Annotated in this window: 20 protein-coding genes, 1 pseudogene and 1 riboswitch; of the genes and pseudogenes, 15 read left to right on the top strand and 6 right to left on the bottom strand. The window is 37.1% G+C overall.

What is annotated here, in order from left to right; all coding sequences use genetic code 11:
• Window positions 1–69: 69 nt before the first annotated feature.
• Entirely contained in the window at window positions 70–792 is a 723-nt protein-coding gene (locus tag MKX65_RS13030; protein ID WP_160546809.1) for a MurR/RpiR family transcriptional regulator, read from the bottom strand.
• Window positions 793–995: 203 nt separating this feature from the next.
• Between MKX65_RS13030 and MKX65_RS13025 the strand changes: the two genes are divergently transcribed.
• The 6 genes from MKX65_RS13025 (at window position 996) to MKX65_RS13000 (ending at window position 8,636) form a co-directional block, all read left to right on the top strand.
• Window positions 996–2,450, top strand: a complete 1,455-nt coding sequence (locus tag MKX65_RS13025; protein ID WP_160546807.1) for a 6-phospho-beta-glucosidase — start codon at window positions 996–998, stop codon at window positions 2,448–2,450.
• Between the two features lie 185 nt (window positions 2,451–2,635).
• Window positions 2,636–3,412, top strand: a complete 777-nt coding sequence (locus tag MKX65_RS13020; protein ID WP_340903925.1) for a CPBP family intramembrane glutamic endopeptidase — start codon at window positions 2,636–2,638, stop codon at window positions 3,410–3,412.
• 106 nt (window positions 3,413–3,518) lie between these two features.
• Window positions 3,519–4,514, top strand: a complete 996-nt coding sequence (locus tag MKX65_RS13015; protein WP_160546805.1) for a substrate-binding domain-containing protein — start codon at window positions 3,519–3,521, stop codon at window positions 4,512–4,514.
• Between the two features lie 144 nt (window positions 4,515–4,658).
• A complete protein-coding gene (locus tag MKX65_RS13010; protein WP_160546804.1) occupies window positions 4,659–6,107 on the top strand; it encodes a sucrose-specific PTS transporter subunit IIBC in 1,449 nt (482 codons plus the stop codon).
• 67 nt (window positions 6,108–6,174) lie between these two features.
• Complete coding sequence (locus MKX65_RS13005; protein WP_340903923.1) at window positions 6,175–7,653, top strand: glycoside hydrolase family 32 protein; 1,479 nt, start codon at window positions 6,175–6,177, stop codon at window positions 7,651–7,653.
• A 14-nt stretch (window positions 7,654–7,667) separates the two neighbouring features.
• Window positions 7,668–8,636, top strand: a complete 969-nt coding sequence (locus MKX65_RS13000) for a carbohydrate kinase family protein (RefSeq protein WP_340903921.1) — start codon at window positions 7,668–7,670, stop codon at window positions 8,634–8,636.
• Between the two features lie 62 nt (window positions 8,637–8,698).
• Here the strand turns inward: MKX65_RS13000 and map are convergent, their stop codons facing one another.
• Window positions 8,699–9,442, bottom strand: coding sequence for a type I methionyl aminopeptidase (gene map / locus MKX65_RS12995; RefSeq protein ID WP_340903919.1), 744 nt, complete (start codon window positions 9,440–9,442; stop codon window positions 8,699–8,701).
• A gap of 187 nt (window positions 9,443–9,629) precedes the next feature.
• Here map and MKX65_RS12990 point away from each other — a divergent pair, with 187 nt between their 5' ends.
• Both MKX65_RS12990 and MKX65_RS12985 read left to right on the top strand, forming a co-directional pair.
• Window positions 9,630–10,613, top strand: a complete 984-nt coding sequence (locus MKX65_RS12990; RefSeq protein ID WP_340903917.1) for a ketoacyl-ACP synthase III — start codon at window positions 9,630–9,632, stop codon at window positions 10,611–10,613.
• A 123-nt stretch (window positions 10,614–10,736) separates the two neighbouring features.
• Window positions 10,737–10,865 (top strand): hypothetical protein, encoded by a 129-nt coding sequence (locus MKX65_RS12985; protein WP_276131208.1) that lies wholly within the window; start codon window positions 10,737–10,739, stop codon window positions 10,863–10,865.
• 26 nt (window positions 10,866–10,891) lie between these two features.
• Here MKX65_RS12985 and MKX65_RS12980 read toward each other — a convergent pair whose 3' ends face one another.
• The 3 genes from MKX65_RS12980 to MKX65_RS12970 all read right to left on the bottom strand — a co-directional run bounded on the left by MKX65_RS12980 (window position 10,892) and on the right by MKX65_RS12970 (window position 12,149).
• Window positions 10,892–11,290 (bottom strand): sporulation protein, encoded by a 399-nt coding sequence (locus MKX65_RS12980; protein WP_160546796.1) that lies wholly within the window; start codon window positions 11,288–11,290, stop codon window positions 10,892–10,894.
• 373 nt (window positions 11,291–11,663) lie between these two features.
• On the bottom strand, window positions 11,664–11,873 hold the full coding sequence (locus MKX65_RS12975; protein ID WP_340903914.1) for a hypothetical protein: 210 nt from the start codon (window positions 11,871–11,873) through the stop codon (window positions 11,664–11,666).
• 69 nt (window positions 11,874–11,942) lie between these two features.
• Window positions 11,943–12,149: a hypothetical protein gene (locus MKX65_RS12970; protein ID WP_340903913.1), complete on the bottom strand. Its 207-nt coding sequence runs from the start codon at window positions 12,147–12,149 to the stop codon at window positions 11,943–11,945.
• Window positions 12,150–12,280: 131 nt separating this feature from the next.
• On the opposite strand from MKX65_RS12970, the gene MKX65_RS12965 reads away from it, so the two are divergent.
• Complete coding sequence (locus MKX65_RS12965; protein WP_340903911.1) at window positions 12,281–12,946, top strand: serine/threonine protein kinase; 666 nt, start codon at window positions 12,281–12,283, stop codon at window positions 12,944–12,946.
• A 114-nt stretch (window positions 12,947–13,060) separates the two neighbouring features.
• A riboswitch (purine riboswitch) is annotated at window positions 13,061–13,160 on the top strand.
• Window positions 13,161–13,201: 41 nt separating this feature from the next.
• Window positions 13,202–14,491, top strand: a complete 1,290-nt coding sequence (locus tag MKX65_RS12960) for an NCS2 family permease (RefSeq protein ID WP_340903909.1) — start codon at window positions 13,202–13,204, stop codon at window positions 14,489–14,491.
• Window positions 14,492–14,578: 87 nt separating this feature from the next.
• Here MKX65_RS12960 and MKX65_RS12955 read toward each other — a convergent pair whose 3' ends face one another.
• Entirely contained in the window at window positions 14,579–14,725 is a 147-nt protein-coding gene (locus MKX65_RS12955) for a hypothetical protein (protein WP_340903908.1), read from the bottom strand.
• Window positions 14,726–14,872: 147 nt separating this feature from the next.
• Here MKX65_RS12955 and MKX65_RS12950 point away from each other — a divergent pair, with 147 nt between their 5' ends.
• The 5 genes and pseudogenes from MKX65_RS12950 (at window position 14,873) to MKX65_RS12930 (ending at window position 18,695) form a co-directional block, all read left to right on the top strand.
• A complete protein-coding gene (locus MKX65_RS12950) occupies window positions 14,873–15,379 on the top strand; it encodes a CBO0543 family protein (protein WP_340903907.1) in 507 nt (168 codons plus the stop codon).
• Window positions 15,380–15,565: 186 nt separating this feature from the next.
• A pseudogene (locus MKX65_RS12945) lies at window positions 15,566–16,504 on the top strand (ring-cleaving dioxygenase).
• Window positions 16,505–16,522: 18 nt separating this feature from the next.
• Window positions 16,523–17,131 carry a flavin reductase family protein gene (locus tag MKX65_RS12940; protein WP_340903905.1) on the top strand — a complete coding sequence of 203 codons (609 nt, stop codon included), beginning with the start codon at window positions 16,523–16,525 and terminating at the stop codon, window positions 17,129–17,131.
• Between the two features lie 17 nt (window positions 17,132–17,148).
• Window positions 17,149–18,096, top strand: coding sequence for a ring-cleaving dioxygenase (locus MKX65_RS12935; RefSeq protein ID WP_340903904.1), 948 nt, complete (start codon window positions 17,149–17,151; stop codon window positions 18,094–18,096).
• Window positions 18,093–18,695, top strand: coding sequence for an alpha/beta hydrolase (locus tag MKX65_RS12930; protein ID WP_160546781.1), 603 nt, complete (start codon window positions 18,093–18,095; stop codon window positions 18,693–18,695). Before MKX65_RS12935 ends, MKX65_RS12930 begins: the two co-directional genes overlap by 4 nt.
• The last annotated feature ends 36 nt before the right edge of the window (window positions 18,696–18,731 follow it).

Here is an 18,731-nt window from a genome sequence, read left to right as displayed (position 1 = left end):
CATAGAAAAAGAAAATCTCTCAAGAGAGTCTACTAATGTGTTAGCAATCTACCAGACTAAAGAAATGTTCTAGCTTTGTCTATGTACCTCACGTGCAAGAGATTCTAGAATATAAACGACGGGCACTTGAGTGGTAATATTGGCTTTTTCATAAATCTCTTCCGTCACGTAATAGGCAATGTTTACATCAGATATTTTGGCAATTGTTGAACGTGTGTTATTAGTGATGCTAATAATTGTACTTCCTTCTTGTTTTAATTGGTTCAAGTGTTCAATTGTAAAATAGTTTTCACCTGACACGGATAACGCGATCGTCACGCTTTTATCATGGTGTTTGGAATGAAGCTGTAAGAAAGGGTCCTTTATATAAAGGGAAAATTTACCCAAACTAGAGAAGTATCTGGCTCCATATTCAGCAACAATACCTGAGCTTCCACTCCCGATAAAAAGAACATGATCGGCTTCTGCAATTAGTTTTGCTGCCTCTATAATTTTTTCTTCTAAATCTCCATTTAATGTCCGCTCGAAAAACTCAACTACTGAATGGTCTGAATACTTTAGTGTTGTTTTTTTCTCTTCACCCAGATGCATTTTAAGCTTAACTTTAAATTCTGAAAAACCTTCGCAATTAAGTTTACGGCAAAAACGTAATATGGTAGCTGTGGATACATGTGTTTCATCGGCTAATTCACGTATTCTCATATAGGCAACTTTCTCACCATTTTGGCAAACATAATTATATATAGATGTTTCTAATTCATTGAATGATTTAATGACCTCATTTGTAAACATAAAAGGAACCACTCCTTAAAAATCGCTGCTCTTTAATCATACTTTTATTAATGTAACATAGTGTTACAACTTTGTAACGTATAACAACCGTTGTTATTAAAAACTAGATACTCCACAAATATTTACTATCAGACGAATTAAAATTACTATATTCCTATAGACTAACTAAAGTCATTTTAGAGAAAATACTAGGAGGAACAATCATGAAAAACAATCAATTCCCAGATGGGTTTTTATGGGGTGGAGCTACGGCTGCAAACCAATTAGAAGGAGCATATAACGAAGGTGGTAAAGGATTATCCATCTTTGACATGGTTCAATTTGTTCCAAAAGAAGAACGTGGTAATGAGATCGAAATGGACGTGAAAAGCAAAAAAGAACTAGAAGATCTTTTAGCAGGTAAAGGCGGAGATAACTTCCCTAAGCGTCGTGGAATCGACTTTTACCATCGTTATAAAGAAGATATTGCTTTGTTTGCAGAAATGGGCTTTAAAACATTCCGTATGTCTATCTCTTGGCCTCGTATATTTCCAAACGGTGATGATAGAGAGCCAAATGAAGAAGGACTAGCTTTCTATGACAAGGTATTTGATGAGTTATTAAAGTATGGAATTGAGCCACTTGTCACTTTATCACATTACGAAATTCCACTTAGCTTAGTACAAAATTACAATGGTTGGGCAGATCGTCGTGTAGTTGATTTATTTGTAAATTATGCTGAAACGGTATTCAACCGTTATAAAGGAAAAGTAAAATACTGGTTAACTTTTAATGAGATCAATATCTCTACACTTTCTCCGTATATCGGAAGCGGAATCTTAATTGACGAAGTGGAGCATAAAGAACAAACGGTATATCAAGCTCTACATCATCAATTTGTTGCTAGTGCAAGAGCGGTTAAAGCATGTCATGAAATTATTCCTGAAGCTATGATTGGATGTATGTTAGCTCGTATGGAAGTATATCCTGAAACATGTAGTCCAGATGATGTGTTAGAAGCACAAAAAGAAGATCAAATGAACTTATTCTTCACTGATGTTCAAGTTCGTGGATATTATCCAAGCTATATGTTGAGCTATTTTGAAGAAAATGATATTAAAATTAACATGCTTCCTGGAGACGAAGAAATTTTATTACAACATACTGTAGACTTCCTATCATTCAGCTACTACATGTCTATGGTTGCTAGTGGGGCACCAGGTAAGAAAAAGGAAAAAGGAAACTTCTTTAGCGGAGTGAAAAATCCTTACTTAGAGTCTTCGGATTGGGGATGGCAAATCGATCCTAAAGGCTTACGTATCACATTAAAGAAAATGTACGATCGCTACCAAGTACCTTTATTTATTGTTGAGAATGGTCTAGGCGCTTACGATAAAGTAGAAGAAGATGGTTCTATCAACGATGATTACCGTATTGATTATATGCGTGCACATATTGAACAAATGAAAGAAGCTATTAAAGAGGGCGTAGATCTTATTGGTTACACAAGCTGGGGCTGTATTGATTTAATTAGTGCAGGTACATCAGAAATGTCTAAACGCTATGGTTTCATCTACGTAGACCAAGACGATTATGGCAATGGTACATTAGCAAGAAGCAAGAAGAAATCGTTTGATTGGTATAAAAATGTGATTGCTTCCAATGGGGAAGAACTATAAAAACATATTATATTTTAGGAAGGCATCTCAATTTTGAGATGTCTTTTTTCTAGTTTTGGAGTCAAACACATTTATAGCATCGAGCCATTGCTTTCTACTTTGCCCATAATATTACTGTTTTTCATTTTTAAAAAGGAATAAAATGGTATGATAGAAAGTGAATCAATTAACCCAAAGGAGTAATTATGACATTTCTATTAAATCAAAAAACCAATGTAATGGCAGTTTTATTTCTAATAGGAATTATTGTTATCTCGTATGGAATGTGGCTTTGGGCTGGAACAGTATTATTGCTGTTATTGATAGTTATGAAGAATACTAATTTCCGGTTTTTAGCTTCCATTTTTATATGTTTTCTTGTTAGTTTAATGATTTACCAGTTAATCAATAATGAGATTGGCCAATATGATTTTCAGAAAGAGACAAGAATTATATTAAACCGTAGTCTACTTTTGATAATTGTAACGGGCTTATACATTTTTCATCGATTAAGTAAAAAGGAGTTCTTTTTTTACCATCACCATCCTCGGTGGAGTCAAGTGATTAAATTACCCTTTCACACGATAAAGCTCTCCAATTTATTGGTTGTCGTGGTTGTATCTTCTGGAGCAGCGTTTCTCCCATTTGTTTTACAAAAAGATCTGCTTATAAGTAATTCATTCATTGTTTTTTGTATTTTATTTTCTCTTATTAACGCTACACTAGAAGAATGGATATGGAGGGGGATTTTATTATCATCCTTAGTTAAATATGTTTCGGCTTCTTATGCACTGATTGTTACAAGTATTGGATTTGGACTAATGCATCTGATTATTGGCATTCCATTTATTCTTTGTCTCTTCTTTTCATTAGGAGGATTTTTCTATGGAGTGATAGTTTTAAAAACAAATAGCCTTTACCCATCTATTATTTTTCATATCGTGTTCAATATAGGCATGGTGTCTAGTGGTTTTATTCTTTAATTTATGGGGGAATTATTTTGAAAAAAGTAGGAAAGATTATTTTAGGTTTTTTGTTGTTATTGGATTTGGTAAGATTACATAGAAGAACTCAAAACGGAGTGACAATATGACAACAATTGCAGATATTGCTCGTATCGCTGGTGTGGCGAAAAGTACCGTTTCACGTTACTTGAACGGTGGGTCGATTGGAGATGCGACAAAACTGAAAATAGAGAGAGTGATAAACGAGACGGGGTATGTTCCGAATACGTTTGCTCAAAGCTTAAAAGCAAAGAGAACGAGTATTATTGGAACGGTTGTTCCGCGATTAGATTCTTTTGCTTCTGCAAGAACGCTCATTGGGATTGACGAACAACTCAGAGAAGCTGGATGCCAAATGGTCATTTCCAATACAAGTCAAGATGAAGAAAGAGAAATTGAGAGTCTTTATAGCTTTGCAAGACAAAAGGTAGCAGGCATTATTTTGTTAGCTACTAAAATAACTGATCAGCATCTAGAAGCTTTTGAAAAAATTGATATTCCGATTCTTCTAGTAGGTCAACAGCATGATGAAGTATATAGTATTATTCATCAAGATTACGAAGCAGCAAAAATAATGGGAAAACATGTTTTGGAGAAAGGTCATAGAAAAATAGCATATTTAGGTGTAACTCCGAAGGATATTTCTGTTGGTGTGCAACGGAGAGATGGCTTTAAAGATGCAGTATCAGGTATTGATGAGTGTGAAGTCAAATATTATGAAACAGGGTTTGGTATGGGTGAGGCTCTTGATCAAGCCACACGAATTATTGAAGATTTTCAGCCATCGATTATCGTTTGTGCGACAGATAATATTGCTCTTGGTGCCTGTAAAGCAGCCTTTATAAAGGGGTTAAATATACCAAAGGATTTATCTGTTACTGGGTTTGGGGGATATGAGGTTACAGAGTACATTCATCCAAGCCTTACGACTGTTAAATATGAATTTAAACATGCGGGGAAAATAGCAGCGAAAAAAATGCTTAAATTAATTGAAGGGGAACAAATAGAAAAAATTACCTACACAAATTTTGAATTAATTTCTCGTGGAAGCGTTGACAGTTTCATAAAGTATGAATTATAATCAACTCATCGGAACCGGTTCCAAACCAACAAGTCTAGGAACCGGTGATATAATACTTAAAAAAGGAACCGGTTCCACAGGTGGATAATTTTTTAACAAAGTTTGGAATCGGTTCCACGATAGAATAATAAGGAGGAAATACCAATGAATTATTCATTAATTGCTGAAGAAATCCTTAAAGCTATTGGTGGCAAGGAAAATGTGTCAGCTGCTGCACATTGTGCGACAAGACTTCGACTAGTTTTAGAGGATGAAAGCTTAGTAAATACAAATGTTCTTGAAGAAATGGATGTAGTAAAGGGAACGTTCTCAACGGGAGGTCAGTATCAGATTATCCTTGGATCCGGAACGGTAAATGAAGTATATAAAGAGTTTACTAGGTTAACAAATATAGAAGAAATGTCTACGAGCGACGTAAAGGATGCTGGATCAAAGAAAATGAATCCGCTTCAACGTTTTGTAAAGATGCTTTCTGATATATTCGTACCTATTATTCCAGCGATTGTAGCCGGTGGTTTATTAATGGGGATTAACAATCTATTAACGGCTCAAGACTTATTTATTGCGGGAAAGTCGCTTGTGGAAGCAAAGCCTGAACTCGCTGATTTAGCCGCACTAATAAACACTTTTGCAAATGCTGCTTTTGTTTTCTTACCGATTTTAATTGGATTTTCAGCCACCAAACGTTTTGGTGGGAATCAGTATTTAGGAGCAGCTCTTGGAATGCTGATGGTGCACCCAGACTTATTGAATGGGTATGGTTACGGAGATGCTTTGTTAAATGGGACGATTCCGGTTTGGAATATTTTTGGATTAGAAATCGAAAAGGTCGGTTATCAAGGAAGTGTTTTACCAGTTCTTGCAGCATCGTTTATTTTAGCAAAGATTGAAAACGGTTTACGAAAAGTCATTCCATCTGCATTAGATAACTTATTAACACCATTATTAACTATATTTGTTACAGGACTTTTAACTTTCACAGCAGTTGGACCGATTACACGTTCGGCAGGGAACTTACTAACAGACGGCTTAATTTGGTTGTATGACACGACTGGTTTTATCGGGGGAGCAATCTTTGGACTACTTTATGCGCCAATTGTAATCACAGGTATGCACCACAGTTTTATTGCAGTAGAAACGCAATTGCTAGCAGATATGGCTAAAACAGGCGGTTCTTTTATCTTCGTTATTGCTGCCATGTCAAATATTGCTCAAGGTGCGTCAACACTAGCAGTCCTATTAATTACGAAAAATGCCAAAACAAAGGGTGTGGCTTCAGCAGCAGGTATCTCAGCATTACTGGGTATTACGGAGCCAGCTATGTTTGGAGTGAATTTAAAACTGCGTTTTCCATTTATCGGTGCCATTATCGGGTCAGCAGTTGGAGCAGCGTTTGTGACGCTATTTAAAGTAAAAGCTGTTGCTCTTGGTGCGGCGGGTCTTCCAGGTATTATCTCTATTAAGCCTGGATCCATTATCTCTTATATTATCGGAATGGCAATTGCCTTTGCAGTAGCCTTTGCTATGACATTTGTATTAGGAAAGCGTGAGGAAATGAAAGAAAAAGAAAAAAACGGTCGTAAAGCAGCTTAAAGATTTAAAAATGAGGAGGGAGAATCAAATTTTGATTCCCCTCTGTTTGCATAAGGAGAATACTAACATGGAATGGACAAGAGAACGAAGATATCGAAGGTTGGAAGAAGTAAGTCAGGAAGAATTATTTGAGTTGGAACGAAGAGTGAATCATTCTTTATGGAGACAAACTTTCCATATACAACCGAAAACAGGATTGTTAAACGATCCAAACGGTTTTTCCTACTTTAACGGAGAATACCATTTATTTTATCAGTGGTTCCCTCTAGGACCGGTTCACGGGTTGAAATATTGGTATCATGTGAAATCAAAGGATTTGGTGAACTGGGAAGATGCTGGAATTGGGATCAAGCCAGGTGACTATTTTGATAGTCATGGAGCATACTCAGGGAGTGCCATCGAACATGAGGGGAAGCTGTATTTACTTTATACGGGAAACACGCGTGATAATGATTGGGGAAGGAATCCCTATCAATGTTTAGCCGTGATGAATCGAGAGGGGGAAATATCAAAGCTTCCTCCGGTTATATCTGAGGTGCCAGAAGGATATACCGATCATTTTCGTGATCCGAAAATATGGAAAAAAGACGATCAGTTTTTTATGGTGATCGGGGCTCAAAGATCAAATGAAACAGGGTGTATAGTCCTTTATCAATCAAATGATTTATTGAGTTGGTCTTTTAAAGGTGAAATGAAAACAGAGCTTCCCCCCTTCGGTTATATGTGGGAATGCCCTGATTATTTTGAATTGGGAGATCGAGGCATTCTAGTTTTTTCACCACAAGGAATTGCTCCAGACGGTGATTTGTATCAAAATATCTATCAATCTGGATACTTGATAGGGAATCCGCTTGATGTGGAGAATGGTTTATTTTCCCACGGGAAGTTTCAAGAACTGGATCGTGGCTTTGATTTCTACGCACCACAAACGATGGAGGATCATAAAGGGAGACGGATCTTAGTTGGATGGGTGGGTCTTCCAGAAATCGACTATCCAACGGATGCGGATGGTTGGGCTCATTGTCTATCCTTACCAAGAGAGTTAACCGAAAAAAACGGGAAACTACTTCAAAATCCAGTAAAAGAACTACAAGAGTTAAGAAAAAATGAAAAAGGTATAGAAGATACCCTAGAGGATGAAGGTAAATCTTACGTTGGGTTCACCGGCACTACTTACGAGCTAACCACTGAATTTCAAAACCATGATGCTAAGACCTTTGGGATTGAATTTCGAACAGGAAAAAATGAAAAAACGATCATTACTTATGATACGATAGAAAAGAAGCTAGTCCTCGACCGGACACATTCTGGTATATCTTTTGCTACGTCTTATGGGACAGTGAGAAAATGTGCGCTGGACAGCAAGAAAATTAAGCTTCAGATGTTTGTTGATGTGTCTTCAGTTGAGATTTTTGTAAATGATGGAGAAGAAGTTTTTACAAGTAGAATCTTTCCTAGTCAAGAGAGTCAGGGAATTCGCTTTTTTGCTACAGGAGGGAAGGTTTCTTTTCAGGCGAAAAAATGGGAATTACAAACAAATCAGTAGAAAGAGGTAGGGAAATGGGGAAGTTATTTTCTATCGGAGAAGTATTAATTGATTTTATCCCTTTGGAAAAAGGAAAAGCATTAAAAGATGTAGTCTCTTTTGAACGTGCACCAGGTGGGGCTCCGGCAAACGTAGCGGCAGCTGTAGCCAAATATGGTGGATCCTCTTCAATGATCACTAAGCTTGGAGTAGATGCGTTTGGTGATTTTTTAGTAGAGAAGTTGGAAGAAGCCGGTGTAGAGACAGATAAAGTTAGCCGGACGACAGAGGCCAATACAGGTCTTGCCTTTGTTTCTCTTCGGCTAGATGGAGAGAGAGATTTTTCTTTTTACCGTAATCCATCAGCTGATTTACTTTTAGATGAATCAGAAATTGATGAAGAGTGGTTTAATAAGGGAGATATTCTCCACTTTTGTTCGGTTGACTTAGTTGAAAGCCCAATGAAGCAGGCGCATACGAAAGCGATTCGAGCGATGAAAGCAAAAGGCGGCCTTGTTAGCTTTGATCCGAATGTTAGACTTCCTCTATGGAAGGATGCAGAAGATTGTAAACATACTATTCTGGCATTTATTCCAGAGGCACATATCGTCAAAATTTCGGATGAAGAGCTCGAATTCATAACAGGAATAGCTGACGAACAAAAAGCCCTTACTTCTCTATTTCAAGGAGAGGTAAAAGCAATCATTTATACAAAAGGAGCCAGCGGTGCAGAACTTTATGTAAATGGTAAAAAGTATGAATCTCATGGGTTTAAGGCAGATGTTCAGGATACAACAGGTGCTGGAGATGCTTTTATTGGAGGCTTTTTATACAAGCTTTTAGAAAATAACGCCAGTATGGAAGAATTGGAACAACTGCTAGAGACAAAAGCAGAGGAGTTTCTTACATTTGCGAATGCAAGTGGAGCATTAACGACAGAAGGCAAGGGAGCGATTTCTGCCCTTCCTACAAAAGAGGATATTAATAAATTGATCAATAAATAGCGAATGGGAGCTTGCTGTGGATATAGCAAGCTCCTTTTTGAACTGTGATTAAACACATAAAATTATCGAGTAATGACGATCGGTCCATTCTTAGTAAGAATGATGGTATGCTCACATTGAGCAACAAAACTTTTTTCTGTGACGTATGTCCAGTCATCTCCTTCGTTTTGGAACACTTCCTCTTCTTGGGTGGAGATGAATGGTTCAAAAGCGATAACCATACCATCTTTTAATAGTTCATCATCCCAGGTCTCATTGTAATTATAAATATGATCTGGGGCTTCATGAATTCTCCGTCCGATACCATGACCAGTTAGATTTTTAATAACTGTTAATCCATTCTTTCTGGCTACAGACATTACTGCTTTTCCGAGTCCACTTTTCTTTGAGCCAGGTTTTGCTTTCTTCAAGCCCATTTCGAATGCTTCTTTTGCTGTTTCACAAATCTTCGTAAGAATAGGGTCTCCCTCACCAACAACAAAGGAAATACCCGTATCGGCGAAATAGCCATTTTTAGAGCCGGACACATCAATGTTAACAATATCTCCTTCTTGTATCACACGTTTTCCGGGAATACCATGTGCCACTTCTTCATTCACACTTATGCAAGTATAACCAGGAAAGTTATATTCACCCTTAGGTGCAGAAATAGCTCCGTGCTCTTCAAAAAGAATACCAGCCATATCATCAAGTTCTTGTGTAGTAATCCCTGAAACCGTCTTTTTTACCAATTCCTCACGAATCAAGGAAACGATTCTCCCGATTTCCTTCAATCCATTAAAATCTTCTTCTGTTTTTGCAATCATAATAAATCCCCTTCAACAAATATTAAATAAAAGTTCGATTGTTCTAGAATACCCTTTTCTTGCGGGAAAATCCACTTTTACTAATCGAGAAAAGGTGATGAAAAAAGTTCTCTAAAACTACATATTGTTAGCACCAGATACTAATAGTTAGTTATAATGGATATAAATCTGTTTATGAGGTGAAGGAATGAACAATTCGAGAGCACAAATCACTGCCGTAGGTTCATATGTACCAGAGAAAATACTAACGAATGAAGATCTAGAACGGATGGTTGACACTAACGATGAATGGATCATCAAACGAACGGGTATAAAGGAAAGAAGAATGGCAAGCGAACAAGAGTTTACAAGTGATATTTGTGTAAAAGCGGTAGAAAATTTAATCGAAAAAAATAACAAGTCTGTACATGATGTAGATATGATCATTGTATGTACCATGACTCCAGATTTCAAAACTCCAAGTGTCGCTGCATTAGTCCAAGCTCAGCTAGGAATTCCTCATACCGGAGCAATTGATCTGAATGCAGCATGCGCAGGGTTTACCTATGGTTTACACGTTGCCAATGGTTTAGTTACTGCTGGTTTGAATAAAAAGGTGTTGGTTATTGGTGCAGAAACGATGTCAAAGATAACTGATTTTACTGATAGAACCACTTGCGTTTTATTTGGTGATGGTGGGGGAGCGGTTCTTGTGGAATATAATGAACAGTACCCTAGTTTCCTCTCCTCTCATTTAGGTTCACAAGGGGAATTAGGGAAGAACTTATACTGTACAGATTTATCTGAGAGTATAAACGGAGAAAGCCTAACGACAACAGGAAACATTACACAAAATGGGCGAGAAGTATATAAATGGGCTGTTAATACGGTTCCAAAAGGGATGTTGTCGGTATTAGAAAAGACACAAATAAGCTTACAAGAAGTTGATTGGTTTGTACCACACAGTGCGAATCTTAGAATCATTGAGTCCATTTGTGAAAGAAGCCAATTTCCGATAGAAAAAACACTAAAAAGCTTAGTGGAATACGGGAATACCTCTGCAGCAACGATTCCACTTGCATTGGATAAAGGGGTAACGGAGGGGAAAATAAAACGTGGGGATAAAATTTTGTTGTACGGATTCGGTGGAGGATTAACTCACGCCGGGGTGTTATTGGAATGGACAGTTTAGCATGATTTTCCTATCAAATTTAAATGAATGCTTTAGTTTTATTGAGGGAAGATATGGTGTAGGATATCCAATCCTATTTGAGCACATGCTTAATAAAAATTAAAGTAGCATGGAGGGACCAATATGGGAAAAAAACATCGTGCACAAGCGAATCGTCCGAAAAAAAATAATCATATTCCTGCTGAAGCTATCGTTGCTGAACACGAAGCGCATGCAAAAGAAAATTCTGCAAAAGGTAGAAAAAATACGTAGGGAGGCAATTGCCTCCCCAATATTAATCAACTGCTACTTTTAGTAAGAATAACCAATTCATCATGATCTTTACTTGTCAGGTTATCTGAGTAGACAAGATTTGTATGGAATCGATAGGTAATATTGCTAGTGGTTGGTTGGAATTTATCAGTTATCACAAAAGTGAAAGGGAATTTAAGCGTTTCATTTTCACTTAATTGCTCTGACATTAAAATCGTTGTCACTTCTTCAACCGTATCGAAGCTTCCATCATCGTACGTTTTAACTAAACTACATTCAAGCCTCTTAACCTTTTGAGTTTTACGTCCCCCATGAAGATTAAAACAACCAGTTATTGTCTCACCGATTTGAGCAGATGTCTGATTAATTTTAAGGTCAACAGTAGGTGCACCGGCTTTTAGTAGAGTAGTAAATATATTAAACAATTGATACCCTCCATTTTATGGATAAACTAATTATTTGAGTATTTATATTTTCAGTATTAGATTGTAAAGCAATAAATCTAGGTGGCGAATATGTTTCCAAGGTCAATATTGAAAGTACATAAAGTTTTATTGTAATAAATAGCGTTAGTAAAATAAAAATACTCCTGTGTGAATCACTGTCCAACTAAACTTTCTTCTCCTCTATTATAAAGTTTATATTAGTAGGTGATGGTTGGATTTAGATCGTTTTTCTCCTCCTTAAAAATAAAAAACCTCTACCAAATATGGTAAAGGTTGGATGACGAAAGAAGTGAAGTTCGTAGAAAATTGGAGTTCACCTAAAACTAAAAGACCAACTCCCGACTGAGATGGTCTAATGTTGAAGTAATTGTCTTAAAAAGTCAGCATGCCTTCGGTTGGTATCGATGACTTCTTCAACGATTTGTCTGCTTTCAGAATCTAAATCTCCTCTTACAAGTTCTTCTGAATAGTGTACACCGTAATCATCTACACCTTTTAAGGCATCCTCAAGGATGTCTTTAGGGTCCTCTGAGAGCATCATTCGATGCAAATAACCTTGCATGGCTCCCGTTATTCCTTCACTATCAGCTGGTACACCACTTAAATTTTGAATTCGCTCGGCAAGTATTTTTTAGCTCCACTTTTTAATGCGTTCGATATTGTCTAAATAATGGGAGACAATGTCAGTAAATGAATAACGAGAATCTCCAATGAAATATTCAATCGAGTGTTCATCACCGATGTCATTGTTTCGTGTGTGACTGAATCTTGGCTGCACATGGCTATTTTGAATTAATGCTTTTGGAAGCTCAATGGCTAACTTTTTATTTTCGTTCACTCCAACCACCTCCAGGATAATAAATACCTATTAATGGGTTGTCCATTATATGACAGGTCATAATATTTTATTAACTTGAATGATTGTGATACCCTAACTAAGTAGATTTCAAGATAGATAGGTGGCTGTATATGGAAAAAGAATTTGAAATTGTTGATAAGCTCCTGTCCCATATAACTATTTCTTCGAATTCAAATAATCAACCCGTTTCGATTCATGGGAATGTAAAAGAATTGAAGTGTATTGGTATTGGTACGGATGCAGCTGTTTTTCAATATATTCATGGGCCAGCCTACGCATATAAACTGTTTGCTGATGATAAATTAGAAAAAGTTCAGATGGAAGCAAAGGTGTATGAAAAACTTGGAACTTTTCCTTATTTTTCGACTTTCTATGAAGCCAAAGACCGGTATCTAGTCGTAAGTTATGAGTCCGGCATTACCCTTTATAATTGTCTCCAGCAAGGAATTCATATTCCATCACAGGTGATTCAAGAGGTGGATAAAGCAAGAGCTTACGCAAGAAAGAAGGGTTTGAATCCTCGTGATATTCATCTGAAAAATATACTATTGCAAGGTGACAATGTGAAAATCATCGATGTCTCTGAATATTTATTACCTGGAGATGACGGTCGCTGGGAGCATTTAAAAAGAGGATACGAGGAGTATTACCGTATAATAGATGGAAAATCCATTCCAACATGGTTGTTAGAAACCGTTAGGAAGAGCTATAACAATAGACAAACAACCAGCATTGAAGAATTCTTTAAGGATGTCTTGAAGTTGAAGTGGTTTTAGGAGGAAGTGTGAACTTTCTCTTTTTTTTGAGAAAGTTTAAAAGAAAAGTTTATGAAATACGAGTAAAATACGAACAATAAATGTTTACGAATGTTAAAAGTTCGTATATAATACATTTTGTTGTGATATTTCATTCGTATATTCTTAGAAATATGGTCTAAGAGTCTCTACTAGGAACCGTTAATTCCTAACTACGAATGGGTAGGACAAGTCTACCCATTTATAGTTAGGAATTTTTATTTCTTAGGAGGATTTATGGAACGCTTTTTTCATTTAAAGGAATTAGGAACAAATGTAAAAACAGAGATTCTCGCTGGAATCACTACTTTTTTAACGATGGTATATATCATTTTTGTAAACCCTGCGATTCTTTCAGCGGCAGGAGTACCTTTTAATCAAGTGTTTGTGGCGACGATTGCCTCAGCCGTTATCGGTACGTTGATCATGGCTTTATTGGCTAAATATCCAATCGCTATTGCTCCAGGGATGGGGATGAATGCTTATTTTACAAGTGTAGTAGCTGTTCATGGAATCAGTTATCAAGTTGTTTTTGGAACTGTGTTTTTAGCAGGTGTGTTATTTCTATTATTATCTTTTACGAAGTTGCGAGAAACATTAATACATTCCATTCCAGATTCTTTAAAATATGGGATTACATCAGGAATTGGCCTTTTTATCGCTTTTATTGGATTAAAAATGGCGGGAATTGTCGTTGCGAATCCAGGTAATTTAGTAGCTTTTGGGGATCTTCATCAACCGGTAACGATTTTATCTATCGTCGGATTGTTCGTAACTCTTATTCTGATTGCACGTAAAGTAAATGGTGCATTGTTTATTGGAATGCTTGTAACAGCTGTAATTGGTTACTTTACAGGTGACTTAAAATTTGATGGAGTGGTTGCCACTCCACCACCAATTGTCTTTTTTGACATTGATATCTTGGGTGTTTTCACCAACGGATTGTACACGGTTGTTTTTGCCTTTTTACTCGTTACGATTTTTGATACAACTGGAACGATGATTGGGGTAGCAGAACAAGCTGGACTGATGAAAAATGGAAATCTACCAAAAGTAAAATCTGCACTGATGGCAGATGCTGTAGCAACAACTGTAGGGTCAACGTTAGGAACTAGTCCATCAAGTGCGTATATTGAATCATCAACTGGAGTGGCTGCTGGTGGTCGTTCTGGTTTGACTTCAATCGTAGTAGCTATTCTGTTTTTCTTGGCATTATTCTTTTCACCAATCGTCTCAGCTATTTCATCATTACCTGCGATAACAGCTCCTACATTAATTATCGTTGGCTGTTATATGATGGAGGGGTTATCAAAAATCAACTGGAAGACTTTTGATGAAGCTTTTCCTGCGTTTGCTATCATTCTCACGATGCCATTAACAGCAAGTATAGCGACGGGAATATCCATTGGATTTATTACGTACCCATTAATGAAATTGGTAAGTGGCAAAGGTAAAGAAGTTCATCCTATTTTGTATGTTTTTGGAGCGATCTTTATTTTGCAAATGATTTTCTTTCCTTCCCATTAATCTTAAAAAATGAGTTTCTTAGCATCAAGAAAAGGACGTTGACTTATGGTCTAACGTCCTTTTTATAATTAACAATTAATTATACCTTTACACATCTGAAGAATCATCGTAATCATATCTGAAACCATCTTTTTGAGCGGAGATGTTTTGATCTGAGTTCATATCCTTTTTATTTTGTAATTCTTGGTTGTCATTGGTTACCGATAAGTTTTGTTGATTTTTATTTTCATTCATTTATTTTGGCCCCCTTATGCGATGTTTCTTCATATATTATTCCTGAATTTTTCCTTCCTATTCTGTTAAGGAGTCTTTTATAAATCTATACATTAAAGACGTTTCTTTAGGTTAAACTGTGAACAAACACTTGAGAGGATAGTAGGTATGCACGTTACTATTGCGATACTAACGATCTTTGCAGCGATAAAGTGGGGAAAAGGGAAAAACTGGCGCGAATATCATCCCAGTATGCTATTTATTTCCACAGGTGGTTTGCTGTATGAATATATTGTACAAGAGAATACATTGTGGAAATTTCATCCTGATTTTCTCTATGGTCATGAATTGGTTGTCATTATTTATGCAATAAACACGATGCCCTTAAGTATCTTTTTATTTCTCTCCCACTTTCCTAAGAAATGGTTACAACGGGTCTTTTACATATTTATTTGGTCAGCAATTTATATTTCAGTTGAATGGATTTTACACATGTTTGGCCGAATATCGTATCAAAATGGGTGGTCCTTAATGTATTCATTTCTATTTGACCTTGTGATGTTTTCGGTTATTGCTTTACATCACTATAAACCACTCCCAGCATATATCATTTCTATGGTTATTATTATTTTCTTAATTGTGCAGTTTGAAGTTCCGTTTAAAATTGCAAAATAGCCAAAGTTGTTTAGACTTTTGTTCGATACATCTTTGGCTTCTATGTTATTTCAAGCTCTTGACTTATAAAATCATCTATTTTATAATATCTTTAAATCAAGATATTTAATTTCAAGGTAATATTAATATATATCTCAGTTTCGAGATATAAATGGTATAACTTTTAAAAAATGGGAGTGGTTTTTAATGGTCAAAAAAAGTATGGGAATTCATCATATTACAGCTATTGTCGGTCATCCTCAGGAAAATGTGGATTTTTATTCGGGTGTGTTAGGGCTTCGTTTAGTTAAACAAACGGTGAACTTTGATGATCCGGGAACGTATCATCTCTATTTTGGAGATAAAGGTGGAAAACCAGGAACCATTATTACCTTTTTTCCGTGGGCTGGTGCTCGTCAGGGGGTTATTGGTGACGGTCAAGTAGGTGTTACTTCGTATGTAGTTCCTAAAGGAGCGATAACATTTTGGGAAGAAAGATTAGAGAAGTTTAATATCCCATTTACCAAGATCGAGCGCTTTGGGGAAAATTATCTTGAATTTGATGATCCGCATGGATTACATCTTGAGATCGTTGAAAGAGAAGAAGGGGAAGCGAACCAGTGGGAATTCGGAGAAATTACAGCTGAATATGCGATTAAAGGATTTGGTGGAGCAACACTATTATCGACTCAACCGAACAATACAGCAGACCTGTTAGAGAAAGTAATGGGGCTTGAAAAAGTAAGTGAGGAAGGTGATATGGTTCGTTTCCAGTCTACGGCAGACATCGGAAACATTATTGAGTTATAACGAACACCGATTGGGCGTGGACAAATGGGAGTGGGGACGGTTCACCATATCGCGTGGAGAGCTGCGGATGATGCCGATCAACTGGACTGGAAAAAACACGTGGAAGATAATGGATATGGAGTAACTCCTGTGCAAGATCGAAATTACTTTAATGCCATATACTTTAGAGAGCATGGAGAGATTTTATTTGAAATTGCAACAGATCCTCCAGGATTTGCTCATGATGAGTCTGTAGAAACGATGGGAGAAAAGCTTATGTTGCCAAGCCAATATGAACCACATCGAATTCAAATAGAACAAGGTCTGCTTCCGTTTGAAGTTAGAGAGCTAGATTAAGACGAGGGGATTGATTACATGCTTTCCATTGATCCGTCAACATTGACCGAAAGAGAAAATTACAAGCTCTTAATTGGTAGTATTATCCCAAGACCGATTGCATTTGTTACCTCATTATCGGATGAAAGGGTACTAAACGGTGCTCCTTTCAGCTACTTTAATATTGTATCCTCGAATCCTCCGATGATCTCCTTATCGATACAGAGATCAGGTGGGAAACAAAAGGATACAGCTAGAAACATACTTCATTCAAAGGAATTTGTTATTCATATCGTTGATGAAGATAATGTAATGAAAATAAACGAAACGGCAGCAACTCTTCCACCGGATAAAAGTGAAATTGAACTAGCTCAATTAACTCCAGTGAACAGTGTGAAAGTTGCTGTACCTGGAATTAATGAGGCGAAAATCCGCTTTGAGTGTACCTTAGAGCAGTCACTTGAATTAGGTGGAGGAGATACACCTGGCTGTGATTTAATCATTGGAAAAATTGTTCACTTCCACATTGATTCAGCCATTTATCACGAGGGAAAGATTGATCCAAGAGGCTTGGGAGCCGTAAGTCGGTTAGCCGGAATCAATTATGCCAAAATAGGTGACATCTTTTCGATTGAAAGACCAAAATAAAAGTGGGTGGGGAAAACATGTTAAAAACTGTAGGCATCCATCACATTACAGCCATGGTAAATGATGCTCAGCGTAATATAGATTTTTACGCAGGAGTTTTAGGTTTAAGGCTTGTGAAAAAAACGATTAATTTTGATCGTCCGGAAGTGTATCATCTCTATTTTGGAAATGACTCCGGACAACCTGGAACGGTGATTACTTTTTTTCCTTGGGCCCATCAGTTAAAAGGGAGAATTGGAACCGGGCAGGTTGGAGTCACCAGTTATACTGTTCCAGAGAACTCTTTCTCCTTTTGGGAGGATCGATTACAATCGTTTGGAGTTCGGTTTGTAAAAACGAAACGATTTAACGAAACGTATTTGAGCTTTCAAGATCCTGATGGATTGGAGATTGAATTGGTACAACGACCAAACGGTCCCGTAAATGAGTGGAATGTGAACGGTGTTGGTCCAGAGGTTGCGATAAGAGGATTTGCAGGAGCTAGTCTATTGTCCGCAAAACCCCATAAGACGGCAGATGTGTTAGAAAATGTTCTCGGACTTACATGCGTCGGGCAAGAAGAAAACTTTTTACGGTTTCAGTCAGAAGGGGAGCTAGGAAACACAATTGATATTAAACTATCTCCGTCTGTTCGAGGATTGATGGGTGCAGGAACCGTCCATCATCTTGCGTGGAGAGCTAAAGATGAAAACGAGCACCAGAAGTGGCGAGAACGATTAGTGGAAAAAGATTATTATCCAACTGACATTCTTGATAGAAATTACTTTCAAGCGCTATACTTTCATGAAGAGGGTGGCATTCTTTTTGAAATAGCTACTGACCCACCAGGCTTTACTGTTGATGAACCCCAAATAGACCTTGGTAAGAATTTAATGTTACCATCTTGGTTAGAGTCAAAAAGAGAAGAATTAGAAAATACGTTGCCACCAGTTGAGGTACGAGTGTTGAAAGGAGAAAAACGATGAAACATATTTATCAAAAGGGAAAAGACCTACAAAAACCAACTTTGTTATTGCTACACGGTACAGGTGGAAATGAATTAGATTTACTACCTATAGCTGGTATGATTGACGATTCTGCAGGTGTGTTAAGTGTGAGAGGAAATATTTTAGAGAACGGCATGCCTCGATTCTTTAGGCGTTTAGCTGAAGGGGTATTTGATATCGAAGATTTAATTTTCCGTACAAAAGAGTTAAATGAGTTCCTAGATGAAGCGGCAGCAAAATACGAATTTGACCGAAACAACATCGTAGCGGTTGGATATTCAAATGGTGCCAACATTGCGGCAAGTCTGTTATTCCATTATGAAAATGCCCTGAAAGCTGCCGTTTTACACCATCCAATGGTCCCTCTGAGAGGAATCGAGCTTCCTAATTTGGAAGGAACATCGGTGTTTATTGGTGCTGGGACAAATGATCCTATTTGCTCGCCGGAAGAATCAACAGAGCTACAAAAGCTATTAGAAGGTGCGAATGCAACAGTCGAGCTTCATTGGGAGAACCGAGGGCACCAACTTACTGCAGATGAAGTCGAAGCAGCAGCTAAATGGTATCGAAATTTATAAAAATACAAGTGTTATGTTCAGGGTAAACTAACATAT

It is taken from the genome of Robertmurraya sp. FSL R5-0851, from assembly GCF_038002965.1.
Lineage (GTDB): Bacteria > Bacillota > Bacilli > Bacillales > Cytobacillaceae > Robertmurraya_A > Robertmurraya_A beringensis.
The sequence above is the reverse complement of the archived record's forward strand: the minus strand, read 5'-3'. Positions and strand labels throughout refer to the sequence as shown.